General features: G+C 47.9%; 15 protein-coding genes. 2 read left to right on the top strand and 13 right to left on the bottom strand.

The window, feature by feature from the left end:
- Positions 1-378: 378 nt before the first annotated feature.
- Both AAIH57_RS11185 and AAIH57_RS11180 read right to left on the bottom strand, forming a co-directional pair.
- On the bottom strand, positions 379-2,661 hold the full coding sequence (locus AAIH57_RS11185) for a YhgE/Pip family protein (protein WP_430021668.1): 2,283 nt from the start codon (positions 2,659-2,661) through the stop codon (positions 379-381).
- A 203-nt stretch (positions 2,662-2,864) separates the two neighbouring features.
- Positions 2,865-3,446 carry a TetR/AcrR family transcriptional regulator gene (locus AAIH57_RS11180; RefSeq protein WP_175398418.1) on the bottom strand — a complete coding sequence of 194 codons (582 nt, stop codon included), beginning with the start codon at positions 3,444-3,446 and terminating at the stop codon, positions 2,865-2,867.
- Between the two features lie 356 nt (positions 3,447-3,802).
- Here AAIH57_RS11180 and AAIH57_RS11175 point away from each other — a divergent pair, with 356 nt between their 5' ends.
- Positions 3,803-5,023, top strand: a complete 1,221-nt coding sequence (locus tag AAIH57_RS11175) for an MGDG synthase family glycosyltransferase (RefSeq protein ID WP_175398172.1) — start codon at positions 3,803-3,805, stop codon at positions 5,021-5,023.
- A gap of 298 nt (positions 5,024-5,321) precedes the next feature.
- On the opposite strand, the gene AAIH57_RS11170 is transcribed toward AAIH57_RS11175, so the two are convergent.
- Both AAIH57_RS11170 and thpR read right to left on the bottom strand, forming a co-directional pair.
- Positions 5,322-6,182 (bottom strand): cell wall hydrolase, encoded by an 861-nt coding sequence (locus AAIH57_RS11170; protein WP_430021667.1) that lies wholly within the window; start codon positions 6,180-6,182, stop codon positions 5,322-5,324.
- Between the two features lie 130 nt (positions 6,183-6,312).
- A complete protein-coding gene (gene thpR, locus AAIH57_RS11165) occupies positions 6,313-6,918 on the bottom strand; it encodes an RNA 2',3'-cyclic phosphodiesterase (protein WP_430021666.1) in 606 nt (201 codons plus the stop codon).
- Between the two features lie 188 nt (positions 6,919-7,106).
- Between thpR and AAIH57_RS11160 the strand changes: the two genes are divergently transcribed.
- Complete coding sequence (locus tag AAIH57_RS11160) at positions 7,107-8,063, top strand: D-2-hydroxyacid dehydrogenase (protein ID WP_430021665.1); 957 nt, start codon at positions 7,107-7,109, stop codon at positions 8,061-8,063.
- A gap of 125 nt (positions 8,064-8,188) precedes the next feature.
- On the opposite strand, the gene AAIH57_RS11155 is transcribed toward AAIH57_RS11160, so the two are convergent.
- The 9 genes from AAIH57_RS11155 to AAIH57_RS11115 form a co-directional block, all read right to left on the bottom strand.
- Positions 8,189-9,160 (bottom strand): TRM11 family SAM-dependent methyltransferase, encoded by a 972-nt coding sequence (locus AAIH57_RS11155; RefSeq protein WP_430021664.1) that lies wholly within the window; start codon positions 9,158-9,160, stop codon positions 8,189-8,191.
- A 44-nt stretch (positions 9,161-9,204) separates the two neighbouring features.
- Entirely contained in the window at positions 9,205-10,917 is a 1,713-nt protein-coding gene (locus tag AAIH57_RS11150) for a methyl-accepting chemotaxis protein (protein ID WP_430021663.1), read from the bottom strand.
- A 345-nt stretch (positions 10,918-11,262) separates the two neighbouring features.
- Positions 11,263-12,318, bottom strand: coding sequence for an MsnO8 family LLM class oxidoreductase (locus AAIH57_RS11145; protein ID WP_430021662.1), 1,056 nt, complete (start codon positions 12,316-12,318; stop codon positions 11,263-11,265).
- A gap of 18 nt (positions 12,319-12,336) precedes the next feature.
- The gene (locus tag AAIH57_RS11140) at positions 12,337-13,752 is read right to left on the bottom strand and encodes a deoxyguanosinetriphosphate triphosphohydrolase family protein (protein ID WP_430021661.1); all 1,416 of its coding nucleotides are present in this window, start codon (positions 13,750-13,752) and stop codon (positions 12,337-12,339) included.
- Between the two features lie 923 nt (positions 13,753-14,675).
- Positions 14,676-16,556, bottom strand: a complete 1,881-nt coding sequence (gene htpG / locus AAIH57_RS11135) for a molecular chaperone HtpG (protein WP_175398163.1) — start codon at positions 16,554-16,556, stop codon at positions 14,676-14,678.
- Positions 16,557-17,117: 561 nt separating this feature from the next.
- Positions 17,118-18,014, bottom strand: coding sequence for a nickel transporter permease (nikC, locus tag AAIH57_RS11130; protein WP_430021660.1), 897 nt, complete (start codon positions 18,012-18,014; stop codon positions 17,118-17,120).
- 48 nt (positions 18,015-18,062) lie between these two features.
- On the bottom strand, positions 18,063-19,067 hold the full coding sequence (locus tag AAIH57_RS11125) for an ABC transporter permease (protein ID WP_175398161.1): 1,005 nt from the start codon (positions 19,065-19,067) through the stop codon (positions 18,063-18,065).
- A gap of 162 nt (positions 19,068-19,229) precedes the next feature.
- Entirely contained in the window at positions 19,230-20,879 is a 1,650-nt protein-coding gene (locus tag AAIH57_RS11120) for an ABC transporter substrate-binding protein (RefSeq protein WP_430022124.1), read from the bottom strand.
- A gap of 805 nt (positions 20,880-21,684) precedes the next feature.
- Positions 21,685-22,623, bottom strand: a complete 939-nt coding sequence (locus tag AAIH57_RS11115) for a glycoside hydrolase family 25 protein (RefSeq protein ID WP_430021659.1) — start codon at positions 22,621-22,623, stop codon at positions 21,685-21,687.
- Positions 22,624-22,808: the final 185 nt, after the last annotated feature.

Here is a 22,808-nt window from a genome sequence, read left to right as displayed (position 1 = left end):
CTAACATCAGCGCAATTTAAACTTTTTAATACCTCTGATAAGAAATGTTTTGCAGTACAGCTTTAGTGTAATGACGTTTAAAATCATCTCTTTTTCGAATAATTATACACATTTTATGTTAGAGTACAACTGAATTTATCTGCTGACAAAAGAAAATCATTCCATATACAGCCTGTGTTTCTGCTTCCTATCACCAAAATCTCCATTCATTTTCGAGCAAAGTGCTGCCCGAACATGCATTTGTATACAAAAAGAGCCTGCGACCCTTTTTGGGGTCACAAGCTCTTTGCACTTTTTGACTACTATATTGCATAATTTTGATACTGTGCAACAAAGTTTATTTTTGGATACGAGCTAATACTCCGCAATACTTCAGAACTATGCTGTCACCACTTGACCTGATTCGGCCTTTTCGGCTTCTTTTTTCGGACGCCGGCCGTTCCAGAGGAAGAATGCCAGTGTCAACAGAACGGATACTCCTGCGTAGATCGCCAGGATTCCTGCCTGATGCCACATCACATCGATATTCCCACTGGATACGACTGCTTTGAAGCCCATAATGCTGTGAGTCATCGGCAGCCATGGGGTAAACGCCTGAAGCCAGGATGGAATCAATTCTACCGGGAAAGTACCTGCGCTTGCCGCAAGCTGGAATACCAGCAGCAGAATGACCACGTAACGTCCAGGCAGATCAAGCCAGGTTACCAGCGCCTGAACAATCAGCATAAATGTCAGTCCTGTAATGATCGTGAACAGATAGAACAGCGGTACGCTGTGTGTCTCCAAACCAAGACCATAGAGCATGAAGCTTGCAACGATAACCGATTGGAAAATGCTCATGGAACCAAATACGAGCGTACGGCTTACAAAACGGCTCCAGCCGGATGCGCCGGGTACGGACGTATCACGCATTTTCAAAATAATGGTCGAGATCAGGGATCCGACAAACAATCCAATGGACAGGAAGAACGGTGTTAATCCTGTACCATAGTTGGACACGGCTTCCGCTTCGTTCTCAGCTGAGTTGATCGGTTCAGCAAACATATTGACCACGTCATCGGTTTTCTTCACTTCAGACGTTTTCTGAGCGGCATCATTCAGCTTGGTCGCCAGTTCACTTGAGCCATCTTTGAGCTCGGTCAAACCGTCAGCCAGTTCACCAGCTCCATCTCCAAGTTGTTTGGAACCGTCAGTCAGGGAACTCACACCACCGCTCAGCTTGCCTACACCTGTTTGCAGGGCACTTGTACCTGTGCCAAGTTGCTTGGCTCCGTCCACCAGCTGAGTACCGCCGCTTGCCGCTTCGCCCAGCTTGCCGCTAAACTGCTTCAGTCCGTCGGAGAGCTGTGCTCCGCCTTCGCTGAGCTGGTTGGCTCCAGCCAGCAGCTGCTGCTGCCCATCGGCGAGCTGGTCTGCACCAGTCAGAAGCTGCTGCTGGCCACTATGCAGCTCTGTCGCACCTGCAGCGAGCTGCTGGTTGCCTTGGTGAAGCTGATCAGCACCTTGTGCCAGCTTCTGTTCGCTCTCATGCAGCTGCGCACTGCCTTCTGCTACGGCCTCACTTGCTGCGAGCAGCTTCTGTACGTCCTCGCTCGCAGCCAGCTCCGGATTGGATGCAGCCAGCTGCTTCAATCCGTCTGCCACACCTTGGGCGCCGTCTGCCACCTTGCCGCTGCCATCTACGGCTGACTGCAAACCTGCCGCCAAAGTGCCACTACCCTGCACTGCGCTTTGCAGACCTTCGGACAGCTTCGCGCTGCCCTGTTCGGATGACTGCAGTCCTGTCTGCAGCTTGCCAGTGCCATCAAGAGACGACTGGAGGCCTGCTGCCAGTTTGTCACTGCCATCCTTTAATTGGTCTGCCCCGCTTTGAAGTTGATCCGAGGCTGCCGTCTGGAGCTGCTGCAGACCGGATACCAGACTGCTTGTTCCGCTTTCTAACTTGGCCGCCCCGGTATGCAATGCGTTAACTCCGTCGCTCAATGGTGATAAACCATCCTGAAGTTCCAGCGTTCCGGATGCCAGTTTGGCCAAATTGTCCTTCAGCTTGACCGCACCATCATCCAGCTTGCCTGCTCCCGTATTCAGTTCACCCGCACCATCACCGGCTTCCGCCAGTCCGTCAGACACTTCGGTAAACTTGTCGAGCAGCGTTTCCGCATAAGCCTCAGTCACCTTGGCAGATACTTTCGCTTTCAGATCCTTGATCGCCGTCTTGCCAATCTGTGCACCTACGAAGCTATAATTGCCATTTGGTTCGTAGATCAGTTCAGCTGGCTGCGGTTTATCATCAAGCAGCGTCGTTGCCTGGGAGGAGAAATTCTCAGGAATCGTGATTTGCATGTAGTACTTGTCGTTCTGCATGCCTTCTTTGGCCTGCGACGCATTGACAAACTCCCATTCAAAATCCCCATTCTTCTTCAACTCATCTACCAGATCGTCGCCCACTTGCAAGGATTTGCCTTCGAGTTCTGCACCCTTGTCGAGATTGACTACAGCCACCGGCATCTGGTCAACATGACCATATGGGTCCCAATAGGCAGCCAGATAGATGCCGCTGTACAGGATCGGGATAAACATAACTGCAATGACGGGGATCAACACCTTCGGGTTTCTCACGGCCGATCCCACATCCTTGAAAAACACGGATAAAGATTTCATGTCATTTTCTCCCCTAACTCTCTGCTCCGTGAGCAGGAATAACTTCATGTAAAAAAATGAATCAATTCAGCAAATTGCTGAAATACGAAATGACCATTTTCCTCAAACGGTCAATTCAAGACAAAAAAACAAACCTGTCTCTCGACAAGCCTCACTGCCCTCTCGTTAGTAAATAACCCATATTATAGTAGGGAATTTTCAAATTAAGTGATGGCAGCAATTCCTTCCATTAAGAAAAGGCGAAAGTAATTTTTGATTTCCTCTTTGCTGAGCGGTTCATGCTGCTTGTTCCAATCGGAGGTGAGCGCGGTGTACAACCGGATCATCATGAAGGCCACTACTTGCGGATCACAATCCCGGATCTCACCGCTGTCTCTGGCTTTCTCCAGCTCCTTGGACAAGAAATCGGAAATGACCTTCTCCACCTTGTCCAGTCCTTCCTTGGCCTGAACTGTTCCAAAATCCTTGAGCTCCTGGGACAACTTAATCAGTAAGTCATGGTCACGACGGAATTCCAGCAATGAATCCAGCACACGAAACAGGTTATCAAAAAAGGCACTTTCCTGATGAACTTCACGGTGAGCAATGTTCTTCATCTCCTGGATCACTTCTACCAGAATCTGATCAAACAACTGCTCCTTGTTCGTAAAAAAGGTGTAAATTGTTCCTTTGCCAACATTCGCAATCTTGGCTACCTGATCCATCGTGGTAGCTTTGTATCCAAACATGGCGAACGACTGAGCTGCTGCATGGATGACCTGCTGCCTCCGGTCAATCGGAGCCATCATATCCCCTCCTTTAATTGAATTCACCTCATGAAATGACCAAAAATACAATCTGGTCATTCGGTCAAAACTTACATTATCACCTTCGTCAACAGATTGCAACCCTAACATTACAAATTTGTGTTAATTTATTTTAACCGAAATGCAGTGGAAAGTGATTCAATCGTCGTCTATAGTGTATGATGGTTCCAATAATACGGATAGAACGAAGATGGACTGTCTCAGAACATCGAGTTCCGTGTAAATATTTATGGAATGAACATCATTTTCCGTTTCGCTGTATATTCATGTAGTAATGAAGGGTACGGCATAACGGGGAACTTATCAAATTTAAATTTATGAATAAAGGTGAACTCATGCGAAAACCAAGAGTGCTCTTATTATCCGAAGGTTTCGGCACCGGTCACACCCAAGCCGCCCATGCACTGGCAAGCGGCATCAAAAAGGTCAGTCCACATGTCCATAGTCGTGTCATCGAACTCGGCAAATTTTTGAATCCGACGGTGGCTCCGCTTATTTTTTCCGCTTATCGAAAAACATTATCCGTCCAGCCCAAACTCGTCAGCATGCTGTATCGGACACAATATAATAAATCGTTGAACGGACTCACCAAACTCGCTCTGCATCGGATTTTTTATACTCAGACCGCACAGGTTGTATCCCAATTGAAGCCGGATGCCGTAATTTGCACCCATCCGTTTCCGAATGCGGTTATTTCCCGGCTGAAACGTCAGGGGCTTAACATCCCACTGTATACCGTTATCACTGACTACGATGTACATGGCACATGGATCAACCCGGAAGTAAACCAGTATCTCGTCTCTACCCCTCAGGTGAAAGCACTGCTCGAAATCCGCGGAGTCGATCCGTCCCGAATCCAGGTGACGGGAATTCCCGTGCATCCTGATTTTTGGGAAGCAGGTGACAAAGTGCGCCTCCGTCAGGAAATGGGTTTGCAAAACATGCCAACGGCACTGCTGATGGGCGGTGGCTGGGGACTTTCTTTTGACGAAGAGCATATGAAACTATTAACCTCCTGGGCGGATCGGATACAGCTCGTGTTCTGTCTCGGAAGCAACGAGAAAATGATCGCCAAAATGAAGGAGATGTCCTGCTTCCAGCATCCGAACATCCGCATTCTCGGTTACACCCGTGAAGTAAGCAAGCTGATGGACGTTTCCGATGTACTCATTACAAAACCAGGCGGCATGACTTGCACCGAAGCCTTGGCCAAAGGGCTGCCCATGTTATTCATTCCACCGCTCCCAGGCCAGGAAGAAGAAAACTGTGAGTATTTTGTACAAGCCGGATATGGTCAGGTTATACATTCATCAGACGTGATTACCAAGCGCTTCAGACAATTATGCGAGCGGGCCGAGACACCGCATGAAGCTGAAAGCCAGCTGAAAGTTGTGCGCAAACCATGGAACCGACAATCCTATGATCCTACGTCTTGTGCACAGGCTGTACATGAATTATTGTTCCCGGCTACAGCCGAGTTCTCCTCCACGTCCAAGGAACGCTTCAAAGCCGGAATTCCTGCCACGACGCTGTCAGGTACCCGAATTCCATTCTAAGGCTTCTAAGGGCCCTTGTAACGTCTCTACGAGGGTGTTGGTTGAGGATAAGCAAGTCCTGGTCTAAGATCTGATACCATAAATATAAAAGCACACAAAAAGGTTCCCCTCCGCATTTTGGAAGGGAACCTTCTTCAATTTCATTTCATATGACGTATGATTTACCAGAAAAAAGGGTAATTTAGAATATAAAGATCATTTCAAATATTGAAATAAAACTCCGTTTCAGGACATTTCAGGGCTAGTGTAATGTAAACACAGTTAACTACCCCGCCTGTTTGCAGAATTTACAGGTCAATTACTTGTAAAAAGTATGATGACCAATCGTTTTTACTTTTTTCTTGGAATGGGCAACTGTCAGATCATCGGCAAGCGTCAATGAAAGGAAATAATACGTATCATCGGCGACTTCCTTCTGCCCGTTCAATGCAGCATTGACTGCCTTTACGCTGTCCTCATTGGGAACCATACGCTTCAGACGCCCGTTGGCTACTGGACTGAATTGGGATTTCTGATAGATTACCTTGTAAATGGAATCGGGAAAATTGGCTGACCGCAGCCGGTTTAAGACAACATTGGCAACTGCCACTTTGCCTTCGTACGGTTCACCTTCCGCCTCTGCCATGACAATTTTTTGCAGCAGAAGCAGCTCTTTATCGGACACACTGTATGACCAGGTTGCAAGTTTCGATTCTTCCTGCGTCAGAAGTTTGGTCCGCGTAAAGTAAAGTTTTTGGGGGGGAGTTGTTAATGCAGCAGCCGCTTTGGCCTTCTCTATTTTGGCCAATTTCAAGGCAGCTTCTTTTTTGGCTTTCGCCGCAGCCGCAGCTTTGGCCTTCTGTTTGGCCTTGGCTTCGTTCAGTTCCTGCTCTTCCTGAGCAGCCGTAAGCCAGTCCTTGGCTGGCAGTGAAACTGTCCAGTTTGCAGAATGAACCGATGGTTCAGCAGACAGACTTGTCCCGTCTACCATCATTCGCCTGTCCCCTTCAGAAGAAGTTGATCCGTTATTTTGCACAGAAGACGCAAGTTCAGTCATCTGTCTACTATCACTTGCCTCGTTCCACTTTCCAGTTGCCTGAACTACATTAACCCCCACTATACATACAAGCAGCACAGATAACATCGGTGCTACCCAACGATTCTTGCTTATGATATCCATTCGAAGATTCCTCCTGTCGCAACAATTCCCTTAACTAAGTAACCCAAAAAAAAGAATTTGAATAACGATGGCTAATATTACATAGGGATAAACGTAATGTCAATGTGATTTTATGTCATAAAAACGAGTTTCAGGAAAATGAAAACGTATCCACAACCTCATACATTGGCGATTGTCCCAGCCTTGTCACATAAAGTACAAAGTCCTCTACCAGCCATGATTTAGCACCCAAGGAATGTTCCGGAAGCACTCCATTAATCCCTTTATCTTCATTTCCTGGAAGCAAACCCAGAAATTTTCGCGCAATTGTAATGTGTGGCGAATACGGTCTTAATTCTGATACATACCCAAGAGCCGATGTGGCCTCCACAATCTTATTGTGCAGTCGATTCAATGACTCCAGTTCTCCGTCCACACCCTTCCACAAAACCTTCGGTGCATCCTTGAGACCAAAAGTCCCCCACCCGGAAGTTTGCAGTTCAAACGGCTGAAATCCACTGCTGGCTGTGCGCAGCGCTTTGCGCAGATGCCCGATATCACTCACGAGTGTATCACCCAGAAATTGCAAGGTAATGTGATAATCCCGATGATCCGTCCATTTGCGAAAGTCGAGCTTGTTCTTCACCAGCCCTGCATCAAATTGGATGGACTCCTGAACAGCTGCCGGAAGGCGAATCGCTGTAAACAATCTTTCCCGCCGTGATGGTAGATCCGTATATGAATAGTTATTCATCATCGTATACACCTCTCTAAAGTTCGTTCTATTATTTCATATTCCTATGTATTGTTTCAAGCTGGGTAATTATAGATTGACACAAGTGTCGGCACTTGCACATGAGGCTGTATTCCTGCCTTTCTGCATAATCTTCTCAAATCTGCTACACTTAACTCACAAAATCAATTGAATTCAGGAGGTTACACACTATGGGTAAAATTGTATGTTTTCCATCTTTATCTACGGAGCAGAAGCAGCGCATTTTAGATGCCGCACCAGGCTATTCACTGACCGTTGGCAAAGCCAAGGAAATTGACCCAGCAGAGTTAAAGGAAGCTGAAATCATTGTAGGCTGGTCTCCCCTTGTCACTGAACATGCACTAAATGAAGACAGTTCACTGAAGTGGATCCAGGTCTGGTCCGCTGGTGTGGATAACCTCCCATTTTCGGATTTGGAACAAAAAAACATTCAGGTGACCAGTGCAAATGGCGTACATGCCATTCCAATCACCGAAATTATTATAGGCATGATGTTATCGCATAGCCGCTGGCTGAGACAAGCCATGCTTCATCAACAAGAAGCCGAGTGGAAAGCTCCCGGCAAACCTCTGCCAGAACTGCACGGCAAAACAGCCGTTATTGTAGGTGTAGGAGAAATCGGCACCGAGACAGCCCGTATTCTCAAGGCCTTTGGCCTGAATGTGATTGGGGTTCGCCGTTCCGGCAAGGACGTCTCTAATGTGGACCACATGTACGACATGTCCGGACTGCATGAAGCTTTGGGAAAAGGTGATTATGTCATTAACATACTGCCCCTTACTGACGAAACCCACCATTTATATGATCAGACTGCATTCGAACATTTCAAACCAGGTTCCTGCTTCGTAAATGTAGGACGAGGTCCAAGCGTGAACACGGAAGCGCTGCTTCATGCCCTGGACAGTGGGCATATTGCCTTTGCTGCACTCGATGTATTTGAGGAAGAGCCCCTTCCTGCAGAACACCCGTTATGGAAAATGGACAATGTGTTAATTACTCCCCATATCGCAGGAAGTACGGAGCAATATACCGATCGTGCGCTGGATATTTTTGTAGAAAATCTGGAAGCTCATCTGGCTGGCAAAACACTCCCACGCAACTTGGTTGACTATAGTCATAAATACTAATTCATCCGCTATTTTCCATGCATAATTGTACAAATGCTTTACTATTATTTCTAAAAATCGAAATAAAAAAACCTCCACATCGGAAATTGTTTCATTCCGGCATGGAGGTTTCTTCTATTATATAACTATGTGCATAACCAAATGTGACGTATAAACGTTCCTTTACGAACGGTGCAATACTGATTCACTTCCCATCCCGCTGCGAGCAGATGCTCTTCCACCCATTCGGTGGATACAACTATGGCTCGTTTCGTCAGCCTACGCAGACTTGTCAGCATGCGCCGCTGTTCTTCATCCGGGAGAACGGAGCACAGATTGTAGGGCATGTCCAAAATTGCCGCGTCGTAAGTACCGTCTAATTCATTCATGTCCCGAAGCGTGATGCAAGCCGGATCATAGCCATAGTGCGGAAGATTGATTCGCGCTCCCTGAACCGCCAAAGGATTCAGATCGTTTCCTCTTGTTTCGATGCCCATGGACAGAGCTTCAATGACTACCGTACCCATGCCGCAGCATGGATCAAGCAGCCGGTGGTTTTCCACTTTCGGTATGGCTATATTGACGAGCGCTCTCGCTAGTGTAACGCCGAGACCGGTTGAATAATTTTGCGGCTTTTGCTGATGACTTTGCCACGAGCGATCCGCAACTGTCCACTGACCCAAGATCCATTTTTTACCTGTCTTTATTAGTCCAAAAGTCACTTTCGGCTGTTTCATCTGTGCCTTGCCTCTGATGCACATCCCCACTTCTCGCTCCAACTGGCGGGAACGGTCATAGTCAGGCATATGATCTCCTTCTTTCAGACAAACTACCTTGAACGTTTGTTCCGGAAGCAAGTGGATACGCGCAGCAGCTGGAAGCAGGTCATTCACCGTGTCAGCTTCCGATAACACATCCAGCCTCCCATGGATAAATGGACTTCTGCCTGGTGGAACGTTAATATTGGACCGGACATATGACCTGGAATCCAAATGTGCCGCCGAATCCAAACCAAACATTGTACTAAGCTCAAGCGTACATAATTCACGTTCATTTTCATGACAGGCAAAAGTATACACATATTTTTTGTGGGTTAAACTTCTTTCTGAATCAGTCAAAACCATAGCCGTCCTTCATGTTTCTTCTATTATAAGAAGAAGGTTTATATTTTTAATTTCTCGATGGAAGCAAGCAGGTCGTCAGACAGTTCCTTCAGCGTTTGAATGCTGCCGCCGATCGTTTCCATGGAGCTTACTTGTTCTTCCGCCGAGGCAGAAACTTCCTCCACACTGGCTGCGGATTGTTCCGATACAGCAGAGATTTGTTGGCTAAAATCATTCATGCGCCCGCTCGCTTCCTGCATGCCTTCCAGGCCAGCGGTCATTGTACCTATGACCTGAACCATTCCCTCTACCGATTCGTTAATAGTTTGGAACAGATTGCCCGAAGTACGCACATGCTCTTGTCCCAGCTCAGTCTCCCGAACGCCCGTACGTAATTCTGCAACTACGCCTTGGGAATCCTGCTGGATATCCTCGGTAATCACCGTAATCTCCTCCACTGAAGTCTGGACAGCCTCAGACAGCTTCCGAACTTCTGCTGCTACAACGGCGAACCCGCGTCCGCTCTCTCCCGCACGAGCCGCCTCAATGGAAGCATTTAATGCCAGCAGGTTGGTTTGGCGAGCAATGTCACGAATGACCTGAACCAGCTTGGAAATATCCTCGTTTTTACGGTTTAGCTGTTCCATCCGGTTCATGGAAGCCGAGACAGCACCAGCGATCTGCTGCATTTGCTGCACCGATTGCTCCATGGCCTTGCTTCCGTTCAACCCCTGCTCCAGCACACGATCTGACATCAGACTTAGCTGGTTTCCCTGATCAGCATGCTTTTGAATGTGCTCGTTCAGCCCCTCAACGGTACGTGCCGATTCCACTGCGGTTACCGCCTGACTCTCCGCTGCCTTGGCGGACTCTTCCATCGTTATCGCAATCTGGCGACTGCCGATCTTGACCTCCTCCGAAGAAATGGCCAGCTCATTGCTCTGACGATTCACCGCTTCTGCAATACGTCTGACATTCAATACCATGGAAGTCAGATTACCTTTCATCATATTTACCGCTTTGGCCAGAAGCCCTACTTCGTCTTCATGTTTGGTATGTACATCCTGCACATTCAATTGACCTTCTGCAATCAGCTTCACCGCACTGATGACCCGCAGCAGCGGTTTAACAACCTGGGAACGGATAATAGGAATCGCAATAGCCGTAATCGCAATCATAATCAGTACCCCAACAATAATGATCATTCTTCCATCCTGCACAGACCTGATCGTTTGCGCAGCAGAGAGATCCGACTGATTCTGATTGTATTCCACCAGATAATCCAGATCGACCTGCATAGCATCGAAGGAATCAGCTCCTTTTTCCGATACTTCCTTGGCCAGTTGGGATTGTCCTTCATCACTCAAATTGATCGCTTGGGTATTCAGCTTGAGGTAAGCTGCCCACTTCGTCTTGAATGCATCCCAATGCTCCTGTTCATCTGCTGCTTTCTCCTGCTGATCGTATATTTTAATGGTCTGCACCGTTTCGCGAATATAGTTGGTACGCTCTTCAGCGAGCCCAGCCTTGTCTTCGTCCTGAGCATCAAAGTGGCGGTAACTCAACGACAAAATATGCTCCGTAGTATAGTTCAACCGGTTAATCTGCTGAATCGAAGGCATCCAGTTGCCCGTAATCTCATTGGTGTTGGCTTCCATTGCATTCAACCGGGAAATGACGGTGACGCTAAGGAGAATTAAACAGAGGATTAACAAATAGAACGCGATGCTGATACGCAGACCGATACTCCTGATCTTGAATCTGCTGAACATGTGATTTCCCCCTTATGCCTTATTCGGAACCGATCCGAATTTCCGGTACTTTGGTCTCGGTTTTACCCTTCTTTTGGCATCTTGTAAAATACTATTTCATCATATATCCATAGGTAAACTGACGTAAAGTATTATAACATTATTTTGTTTAGAACATGATCTGTTTTGTAAAATCTTGTGCCTCGTACACACCACATTTCAACAATGATACATTATGTAACGTGCACAAAAGTGAAATAAGAAAAGAGCTGCAGCATACGGGTAAACCCGATCTGCAGCCCTTCAGATGTGCAAGGTTGACCGTTGGCAGGGCAGATACTAACGAACCGAGCAACCGTCACTCACTCAAACGAATACCTTCCCCGCCTCAGCCAACAATCGATAAGACTTAAGTCTCCGTTCGTAATCCGGACCAGCCGTAACAACGAGGAAGCGCTTCGTCTCCAGTCGCTCACTTACCTGGCTTAATTGTTCCCAGATCTTCGGTGCTGTTCCAGCAAAGTGTTTGCGCGCCTCGCCATCATCCATGCCTCTCGCTTCGCTGTTGGGGGTATTGTTATTCGTGTTATTGTCATACTCTCTCTTGGTGGACGGCAGAGCTGATACAGCTTGTCCACTCCTTTTGCGCCGATCTGTCATTTCTCGACTCCAAGCTTGAGCTTCTGCCTCTGTCTCCGCACACAATGCACTAACCGCAACCATAACTCTTGGTTCATGCATGGTTTTGCTAGGTTTGAAACCCTCCCGATACCGCCTTACAGCCTCCGTACCATCGGCATCGCTCATGAATTGACCGAATACATATCCCATCCCAAACTGTGCTGCAAATTCAGCACTTTTGACATTTGTGCCCAGCATCCACAGGGAGATGGGACGTTCCGGGATTGGCCGGGCCGATACCGGATGCTCCTCATAGGTGTATCGGTCTTCGAGCAGTTCGGTCAGTGCGGCCAGTGATTCCGGTAATTTGGACACATGCTGCAAGTAATTGCCGCTGAGTGCCATAGTTGCATGCGGCCCACCACCCGGAGCCCTCCCAAGACCCAGTTCAATCCGCCCCGGATAGAGTGCGCCCAGCAGCCGAAAGGACTCAGCCACCTTAAGCGGACTGTAGTGTGGTAGCAAAACGGCACCAGAACCAAGCTGGATCGAATTGGTCCTCGCCCCGATATGCGCGAGCAGCACTTCAGGTGATGCTGATGCCAGCTCATCCATATCATGATGTTCAGACGTCCAGTACCGGGTATAACCCCAGGCTTCGGCTTGTTGGGCCAATGTTACGGACTGCTGCAAAGCCTGTTCCGCAGATGCGCCATTCAACCTTGGTACCAGGTCGAGCACGCCCAGACTGAATGCCTGGCTTAATGTGTTGTTTGCGCCTTCGCCTGTGTTTGTATCCAAGCGTTTCACTCCTTATCCCTAGTCCAAATCGTAGATGGAACCCACCTTCAGGCCATATAATTCATTGTATATTTTCTCGGCAAACGCATCGGTCATACCCGCAATATAATCAATCACCATATGCTCCCAGGTCCAGATTGGATGCGCCTTGGCCTGATCTTTCTCATATCGTTGCAGCCAGTCGGATGGAATAATCGATTTGGACGTTTCCGGATCAAGGAACGCATCCCACAGCCGCTTAATCATCCATTCGCTGCGTTTTTGCAGGCGCTGCACACGCAGGTCGCGAATCATGGTTACCCAGGCAAAGCTTTTGAGCACACTCACCGTACGCAGCATATCAAGATCCTCGGCACCTTCACGGACAAACGTGACCTTTTTCCAGTCTCCGTCGTCAATTACGCCCAGACTGCCTACAAACAGGCTGACCCAGTAGGCTTTGACCTCGCGGCGAGTACGGGAGTAATCATGCTCGCAGAATGGCATCTTCTCATTCCAGACACGCAGGAACGAAGCGAGCACTTCTTCTACTTTTTGCCCAATCGCCTCTCTTGTCCATCCGTTCCAGAACAGGTCCTCCAGCGTCGTGATCTTATCCACAATCAATCGATGGATATGCGGATCCTGCAGGAAATGTTCATGCACTTCGATTTTGCCTGCCTTGATCCCATCCTCCAGATCATGCGCGGAATAGGCAATATCGTCGCAAAGGTCCATGAGCTGGGCTTCCAGCGTCTTTTTGCCTACCGGCATGTTCCACCGATTACGGATCTCATGGATATATTGCCACTCATGATGGTACATGCCCTTCTTGCTCTCGGTCCCAGGATAAGGATACTTGTTAATTCCGAGGAGCACGGCATCGGATAGATTCAGTCCATCAATATCTTCGCGCTTCTCTAGGAACATGATGAGACGGAAGTTATGCGCATTGCCTTCAAAATGCTCGTATTTCCGCTTCAGTTCCGCGCGAATCTCCGGCTCCTGTTGGGGTGACTTGGCTCCCCGACTCTTCTTCATGATCTTCTTGACCTCGGAGTTGATCAGATCATCCAAAATGCCGTCCAGCACTTCTTCTCCTTTATGTCCAAAAGGCGGGTGTCCGAAATCATGCGCGATCGCGGCACATTCCACCACTTCCGAATCAATAATAAGTCCCGGGCTGTCCGCCTGGCTCCAATCCACTTGGGGATAACGACGAAGCAGGCTTCGTGCCGCCTCTCGGGCGATCTGCGCCACCTCAAGCGAGTGGGTCAACCGGGTGCGGTAATAATCGCCTGTCCCGGCACCAAACACCTGGGATTTGCCCTGCAACCGACGGAAGGTCGGTGAATGAATCAGTCTGGAATAGTCTCGCTCATATGCTGCACGTGCCCCATCCAGTTTCGTAAGTTCAGGGTATTGTCTATGTTCTCTCAGATCGTTCCATTGCATGTGATCACTCCTAGCCGACTGTCTCTATTTTGAGTGATTATACACAACATCAGTCGTTTCGAAAAGCAAAACCTGTCTGCGATTGTCATCTCTTCTCACATCAAACTGTGATGTACAGTCTTCTTCTTTTATTATACCCTGACAGACTATCGTCCGTGCACCTAAATGAATAATGATATACATGAAAATGAGAAACCTTCTAGAGAATCTAAAGATAGGAAGAAATACGAGCTTATGAGCATCGGTGGCCGTTCCGGTTACGGATCGTTCTTTCGATCGCTGTTGTCTCCAGGTTTTCTGAATTTCCCTTTACAAGGGAAAAACCCGGAGACAAACGCGAACGCTTCGCTTCTCCAGAATCGATTCCGTCCCCTTCACTACTTTCGCTGTATTCCAACTAAATAGTCTAAAAAGCTCACAACCTTTTTTCTTATGATTCTTCATTGTACTTTGCAGTCATCGCTCCCCTGCTCCTCTGTCTTTCATTCGTTCTATTGGTGGTGGAGAGAAAATAAGTACTAATGTGTATCGGTGGCCGTTCCGGTTACGGATCGTTCTTTCGATCGCTGTTGTCTCCAGGTTTTCTGAATTTCCCTTTGCAAGGGAAAAACCCGGAGACAAACGCGAACGCTTCGCTTCTCCAGAATCGATTCCGTCCCCTTCACTACTCCGTTGGTTCATTATTTGTTTGAAAAGATAAAACCCTATTCTTTGATTAGACAATCGCACATTGCAGTCAGCGCTCCCATGACCCACCGTCTCCCATTTTTGTCCTTAGTGGGGGAGAAAATAAAAAACCGACAGGGACGGAATTGCCCTGTCGGGTGGAGATGGTCAGCGCTGCGCCTGCTGCCCTATTCATAGGAAATGCTGACAGCGTTAAGCTGCGCGCGTAATTTAATGCTCAATGCTCGGCGAGGCGGTTATACCATCACTTTGCAGATGTCGTTTGTGAACTCTACCGGATCCTGAATTGGCAAGCCTTCGATCAGCAATGCTTGATGATACAACAGGCTAGTGTACAGGCTCAGTTTTTCCTTATCCTGTGCAAATGCGTCTTTCAGGGACTTGAAGACATCGTGATTCACGTTGATCTCCAGCACTTTATCCGCTTGTACATTCTCGCTGTTCGGCATGGCTTTCAGGATTTTCTCCATCTCGATGGTCAATTCACCTTCGGTGGACAAGCATACCGGATGGCTTCTGAGGCGTTTGGAAGCTTTCACGGCTTTTACTTTCCCTGCGAGCTGTGCTTGCATTGCTTCAAACAACTCTTTATTGTCGTTGTCCTCTGCTTCATTTTTCTCTTTGTCTTCGCTGTCTTCGATACCCAGGTCACCGCTTGAGATGGATTTGAATTCTTTCTCCTTGTAGTTCATGATCATTTTGATCGCGAATTCATCAATGTCCTCGGTGAAGTACAGCACTTCATATCCTTTATCGAGTACGCCCTCGATCTGAGGCAGCTTCTCGATCCGCTCAATGGATTCACCGGATGCATAGTAGATATACTTTTGGTCTTCAGGCATTCTGGAGACGTATTCGTCCAGGCTCACCAGCTTTTTCTCTTTGGAAGAAGAGAACAGCAGCAGATCCTGCAGCGTATCCTTGTTTACGCCATAGTCGCTGTATACGCCATATTTCAACTGACGTCCAAACGCTTGATAGAACTTCTCGTAGCTTTCACGATCATCCTTCAGCAAGCTTTGCAGTTGGCTCTTGATTTTGTTTTTGATATTCTTCGCGATCAGGCTGAGCTGACGGTCATGCTGCAGCATTTCACGGGAGATGTTCAGGGACAGGTCTTCCGAATCCACCATACCCTTCACAAAACCAAAGTAGTCCGGCAGCAAATCACCGCATTTGTCCATGATTAGGACACCGTTGGAGTACAATTCAAGGCCTTTTTCATACTCTTTTGTATAGTAGTCAAACGGCGTGTTCTCCGGAATAAACAGGATTGCATTATAAACAACTGCGCCATCTGCGCTGATGTGCAGGTGTTTGAGCGGTTTGTCAAAACCGTAGCGTTTTTCCATATAGAAGTTGTTGTAGTCTTCTTCGGTCAGCTCGCTTTTGTTTTTGCGCCAGATCGGCACCATGCTGTTGACGGTTTGCTCTTCCTTGTACTCCTCAAATTCGTTCTCCGTACCTTCCTTCGGACGCTGACTTGTCACATCCATCTTGATCGGGTAACGAATGAAGTCGGAATATTTCTTGATGATGGATCTCAGGCGATACTCTTCCAAAAACTCATCATACGAATCCTCTTCGGTATTCGGTTTAATCGTCAGGACGATCTCCGTACCTACGGAATCTTTCTCGGCTGGTGAGATCGTATATCCGTCCGCACCTTCGGATTCCCATTTCCACGCTTCGTCACTGCCCAGTGTTTTACTCGTTACAGTCAGCTTGTCCGCCACCATGAACGCGGAGTAGAAGCCAACCCCGAACTGTCCGATAATGTTATGGCCGTCTTTGGCTTCGTTTTCCTTCTTGAATGCCAGGGAACCACTCTTCGCGATAACCCCGAGATTGTTCTCCAGCTCTTCCTGGCTCATCCCGATTCCGGTATCGGTCAGCGTGAGCGTACGGTTCTCTTTGTCGATGGTCAGCTTGATGTAGTAATCCTCTTTGTTGAAGACGAGAGTATCGTCGGTGAGAGCTTTGTAATATATTTTGTCAATGGCGTCACTGGAGTTGGAGATCAATTCTCTCAAAAAGATTTCTCTTTGGGTATAGATGGAGTTGATCATCATATCCAGCAAACGTTTGGATTCTGCCTGGAACTGTTTCTTGGCCATGAATGGGTGTTCTCCTTTCAATTTGGATATAGAATGATTGAATTGGAGTTATAGAACAAACTCCTTAATATTACACCATACCACTTCGCTAAACAGAACCATCTTCCGATCGCTGTTATCCCCATTTTTTTTGATTCCATATTTTAGATGGAAAAATCCGGGGATAAGGGCGAACGCTTCGCTTCTCCAGATTGTTTCTGCACGCTTCGTTCCCGTATAATATCTAAGTTCGTTCTATGAAATAAATTAATCATTCCATATGTAGTCCTGTAGTAAAAACCATCATTTGTTAGCACTCAGAAGACTGGAGTGCTAAACCCTTTCTTTTATATAACATATGGCAAAATTGGGTGTCAATACGCTGGGCGTTATTTTAACAAAATGGGTGATTAACACTTCATTTGTACGCGCTCATTTGATTTTAACGTAATCAATCAGACAATACAAAAAGCCAGTTCGAATCAAACTCGAACCGGCTTTCAGGGCTTACTGAGCTCAATGACAGAATAAACCTTATAAAAAGAATGAAAGATCAGGTCGTTGAAAGGCCGGTGCTCATCCTCATTTCACCATCTTTGGATCAAGGGTATCACGCAGCCCATCCCCGAGCAGGTTGAAGCCGAGTACGGTCAACATGATTGAAAGCCCGGGAAAGATAAGCGTCCACGGTGCTTTTTGCAGAAACTGACGGGAATCCGAGAGCATTTTGCCCCATTCGGGATCAGGCGGTTGTGCTCCCATGCCGAGAAACCCCAGTGCTGCTGCCTCAATAATGGCTGTCCCAATGCCCAGCGTACCCTGAACAATCAGCGGAGTAAGGCTGTTCGGCAGGATATGACGGAACAATATCCGCATATTATTCGCACCCAGTGTGCGGGCAGATGTTATGAATTCCTCCTGTCTCAAGCTAAGTACACGTGAACGCACCAACCGTCCGTAGGTCGGAATGTTCACGATGGCTATGGCAAGTAATGCGTTTTGCAGAGATGGGCCAAGAATCGCGACAATGGCGATGGCGAGTAGAATGCCCGGGAACGCCAGAAGTATATCGAATAGACGTGAGATGAGCATATCCGCCCATTTTCCGTAAAACCCGGCAATCAAACCAAGCAATGCTCCCGCAATAATGGAACCGATGACCGAGAAGAATCCCACCCATAACGAGATGCGTGCACCATGCAATACACGGGAAAACACGTCACGCCCCAGATCATCAGTGCCAAACCAATGCTCTGCCGAAGGGGCCTGCAGCCGGTCTGTCAGCACCTGTTCCTTGTAATCGTAAGGGGCAATGTATGGAGCAAGGAAGGCCAGTAGGATGAAAAACACGATAATGATCAGTCCAGCGAGCGCCAGCCGATTGCGGCGAAATGTTCTCCAGGCTTCCCTCCATGGACTGGATGTACGTGCCGATGCGGCGTCAATAGTTTGTCCGGTGTTGGTTGATAATTTGGCCATGCGGCGTCTCCCTTCTTGGATATGAATGAAAGATGAGATGGACCATTCCTACTTATAGCTAATCCGCGGATCAAACACAGCGTAGAGCAAGTCGACAATCAGATTAATCACCACGAAGAAAAAGGCCACGATCAGAATGCCGCTCTGAATCACGGGGTAGTCCCGCGAACTAATGGCTTCATATATATAGCGTCCCACACCCGGCCAGGCGAAGATGGTTTCGGTCAACACCGCACCACCGAGCAAAGAACCCGTCTGTATGCCGATAACGGTCAGGACTGGGATAAAGGCATTTTTGAGGGCATGTCCATATACGACAAAAAACGGACCGAGTCCCTTCGCCTTCGCGGTGCGGATATAATCCGAGCTCATGACCTCAAGCATGCTGGAGCGAGTCATCCGGGCAATAACGGCCATCGGAATCGTTCCAAGTGCTACACTTGGCAGAATCAGATGTTTGGTTACGGTCCACAACTGGTCCCAACGCCCGGCAATCATCGTATCAAGTACATATAGACCCGTAATGGCTTCAACGGGATCACGCGCATTCATTCGTCCAATGGAAGGCAGCCAGTGCAGCTTGTTGGCAAACAGCCATTGTTCCATCAGACCCAGCCAGAAAATCGGCATCGACACGCCAACGAGCGCAATGACCATACAGCAGTAATCAAACCAGGAGTTATGCTTCCATGCACTGACGATCCCCGCATTAACGCCTATAATGACCGCAAATAACATACTCGCCATCGTTAATTCGAGGGTGGCTGTCAGATAAGGCACGATTTCCTGGGCAATAGGCACCTTGGTGCGGATGGATGTGCCCAGGTCTCCCTGAAGCAAATCGCCAAGGTAGGCGAAATACTGCTGAAACCACGGTTTATCAAGTCCGAGCTGGTCACGAAGGGCCTGCTTGGACTGCTCGGTTGCCTTTTGCCCAAGTATGGTCTCTGCAGGATCACCCGGAATGGCGTGGATAATAGAAAAGACGATCAGGGTCATGCCCAGCAAAACGGGCAGAAGCACAAGGATGCGTTTGACAATATAGCTGTTCATTTCACATTCACCTGCCTTTGACGTATCATGCAAAATGTAATCATAAAAGCGCCGACAGACAAGAATGCTTTAGATAGTTACAACCAGATGTGGGTTCTGCCAAGCATTACATGTCCACCAGCGCTATGAATGAATAAATGTAGTCAGTCAACTTACAAGGACTTATTCAAAGTAGGCATTTGCATACGATTCACTTCCCAGTGGGGAAGGTACAAAACCTTTCAGGTTGGCTTTACCTGCCAGAATAGGTGTCGTGTGCACAAGTGGAATCCACGGTGCATCTTCCTTGATAATGACTTGAGCCTGTTTGTACAGCTCGGCGCGTTTGTCCTGGTCCGTTTCTTTCTGTGCATCGGTCAGCAGCACATGCAATTCTTCGTTCACGTAGAAGCTGCGGTTATTGCCCGGAATCGCGTCTTTATCGAGTAGCGTGTACAGGAAGTTATCCGGGTCTCCGTTGTCTCCGGTCCAGCCGAGCATGTAGATGTCGTCCTTCTCCCCGGCTTTCGCATCATCGAGATATGTCGCCCACTCCGGCGATTCGATGTTGACGGTCACTCCGATTTTCTCAAAATCGGCTTGGATCGCTTCGGCCACCTTCTTGCCGTCAGGCATATAAGGACGCGACACAGGCATTGCATAGAATGTCACCGGGTCAGGCAATCCGTCCGGGAAGCCGGCTTCGGCCAGTAATGCTTTAGCTTTTTCCAGATCATACGGGTAATCTTCAATGGAATCGTTGTAACCCCACAGCGTTGGCGGCATTGGGTTCACCGCAGGCTGAGCCTGTCCAGCAAAGAAAGCATCAATAATGCCCTGCTTGTTCACGGCGTGGTTGAGGGCTTGTCTTACTTTTACATCGTCAAAAGGTTTCTTCTTAAAGTTAAAGCCGATATATGCCACGTTGAACGGTGGACGCTCGATCTTTTGCAACTCACTGTTGCCTTCAAGGATGGACAGGTCATCCGGGTTCAGGTCTTCCATGACATCAATCTCGCCATTTTGCAGCGCATTGAAGCGTGCCGTGTTGTCTGGAATCGAACGAACAATGACTTTGTTCAGCTTCGGCAATCCTTCTTTCCAGTAATTCGGGTTTTTCTCCAAGGTGATGGAGTCGTTCCGCTTCCACTCTTTGAATACAAATGGTCCTGTGCCCACGGGCTCGCTTTTGAAATTCTCTTTTTTCTCCTGAATCGCTGTTGGACTGGCAATACCGAATGGTGTCATCGCGATGTTCTGCAAGAAAGGCGCCTGCGGCTGGTTCAGTGTGAACTCAACAGTCGTCTCGTCAATCGCCTTAACTTCCTTGATGACACGGCCATCCTCTGGCCCAAACATGGAATCATAATAGTCGAAGGAATCCCCTTCGAATTTATATTCACTCGCCGGATCACTCCAACGGTTGAAGTTAAAGACAACAGCTTCGGCATTAAAATCCGTTCCATCATGGAACTTCACACCGGACTTCAGCTTAAACGTATACTTCAGGCCATCCGCCGAAATCTCCCAGCTCTCTGCCAAACCAGGCACCACTTCTGTCTCGCCTTCCTTGTAGTCCAGCAATGAGTCGAATACCTGATGTCCAATTTTGAGCGACTCTCCATCTGTTACAATTGCCGGGTCGAGCGCCACGGAATCGCCACCGCGGCCCATGATCATCGTATCCTGAGCCTCGGTCACTTCTGCTGGAGGTTCGCTGCCTTCGGCCGGAGCAGGTGAATTCCCAGCCCCCTCATTGCTGGAGCAGCCCGATAGGATCAAGACTGTACTCATGGCCATCGCCATGATTCCGGACATCCATTTTTTTCTCATTCGCATACGTACAACACCCTTCCCTGTCTCATAATGTGTGTGATGCTGGCGTGAAAAAAACTTCAATGATAGCCATTGGTTCGGTGCTTGCTTGTATCTGTAAAAGGCTTTAAATGCCTGTGATACCAGTGATAGTGGTTGTAGTAGAATAGGATTAAAAGTTTGTTTTGACGAATTTACAGATGTAATATATGGATCAAATAATGAAGAACGAGATGTATAGAGTCGGGAAAATAGCCTAGTTGCTCAAAAATTGAACTGAGGTCAATTAGCAATAGTAGTCTTCTACTCTTGATGAGAGCAAAAATGATGGATAGCAAACAAAAAGTATGGGATAAGGAACGTCTTTAGTGAAAATTTGTTTGTTTGATAATTGAGTTTGTAATTGCGATTGGAAGGATCGGGCAGCATCTAATAATGAATGGTTAATTCCTATAAGGATGAAGCACGTCAGTGGTTTATCATGAAGGCAGTTTTTGAGTTGCGCATGGATGTGAGTGTTCACAGATGCAGGATTGTACAACAGGGAGACATTACAATAACTTGTTATGTTATGGTTCTGTCATGGTGAGGAGGTTTATGTAAATAAACAGTGGTTGAAAACAATTTCGTGTAACTTACTTTACATCACATTCATCAATTAGACAAGAGTTTTACGGACATAAGTCTTTAACTTTATTCACGCGTTAATTTTAGTTACATAAAACACAAAAAAGGAACACCATTCGACAGAAAAATGCCGATGTGTCCCCTCGATCCCACGTACTGTTAACGTCTATCATATCTCTATCAGATCTGAGTTAACTTACTTCTTGAACAAACCTCTGCGGTACATGACCGTGAGAAAACGGTAAAAATCATAACTTGCCCCGTTGTCGATGCTAAACAGCGGATTTTTGGTGTCATAAGCCAGGGCTGCATCTACAGCTGCTTTGGCCCACACCGGAACTTCCATCTGCTGACGTGCCTGCAGTTTGTCTACCTGAGCCTTCAGCGCATCAAACGCTGCTTTCTCTTCGGCTGTCATCGGTTCGCCCCCTTTCGGTGGTTCAGTCGGTTTTATTGGCTTTGTCGGCTCGGATGGTTCTGTTGGCTTCGGTGCTGCTGCTGCATATCTGGCCCGCAGCTCGGCTGCCGATCCCTCGAACTCATTCATATCCACATTGCCGCCAATTCCATTCACCTTACCCGAGTCCGTATACTGCCAGAACGTCCAACGTTTCCAGGCAGGCTGATCATCCGGCACACGTGTGCTGCTGTAACGCGCAATCCACAGATCATATGTGCCAAGCGAGGCGTCAAAATTGCTGGCAAATGAATTGCCCGTATATATGATTGGTTTTACACCCGTAAGACGCTCCAATTCAGTTAAAAAGGCTTTGGCTACCGTGTTGATCTGTGCTTTGCTCAGATTGCCCGGGTTATTCTCGTAATCCATGACCGGTGGCAGCTGCAGTGCCTTGGCGCCTCCGACTTTTTTCAGTGTATTGGCATAATGCGCCGCTTCCGCCTTGGCCCCATCCGTGGAGGTTGCGCGGAAGAAGTGGTACGTTCCGACCAGCATGCCTGCCGCTAGTGCGCCGCTTACATTTTTCTGAAAGTTCGGATCGGTATACGTCTGTCCCTCGGTTGCCTTGATGAACACAAACGTCATGCCGCTTGCCTTCACTTTGGCCCAGTCAATGTTGCCCTGGTAACGTGAGACGTCAATGCCCTGCGTGTTGCCTGAGCTTCTGGTTTGCATGTTTCTCACACCCTTTATGCGGCAATTGCCGTTTGTATATAGTTGATGCCGGGAGGCTTGGGGTTGCTTGTGTGCGTGTCCCTTGTTGATGGTAAAAGCAAAGGTCTGCTGGCTATCTATTAACCCACTAAGGGGAAACATACCTAGTCGGCACGTGACCGTTCCAGATCCGGATCGTTCTTCCG

The sequence above is a fragment of the Paenibacillus sp. MABNR03 genome, from assembly GCF_050455445.1.
GTDB classification, from domain to species: Bacteria; Bacillota; Bacilli; order Paenibacillales; family Paenibacillaceae; genus Paenibacillus; species Paenibacillus xylanilyticus.
This window is presented reverse-complemented; position numbering and strand designations above follow the sequence as displayed.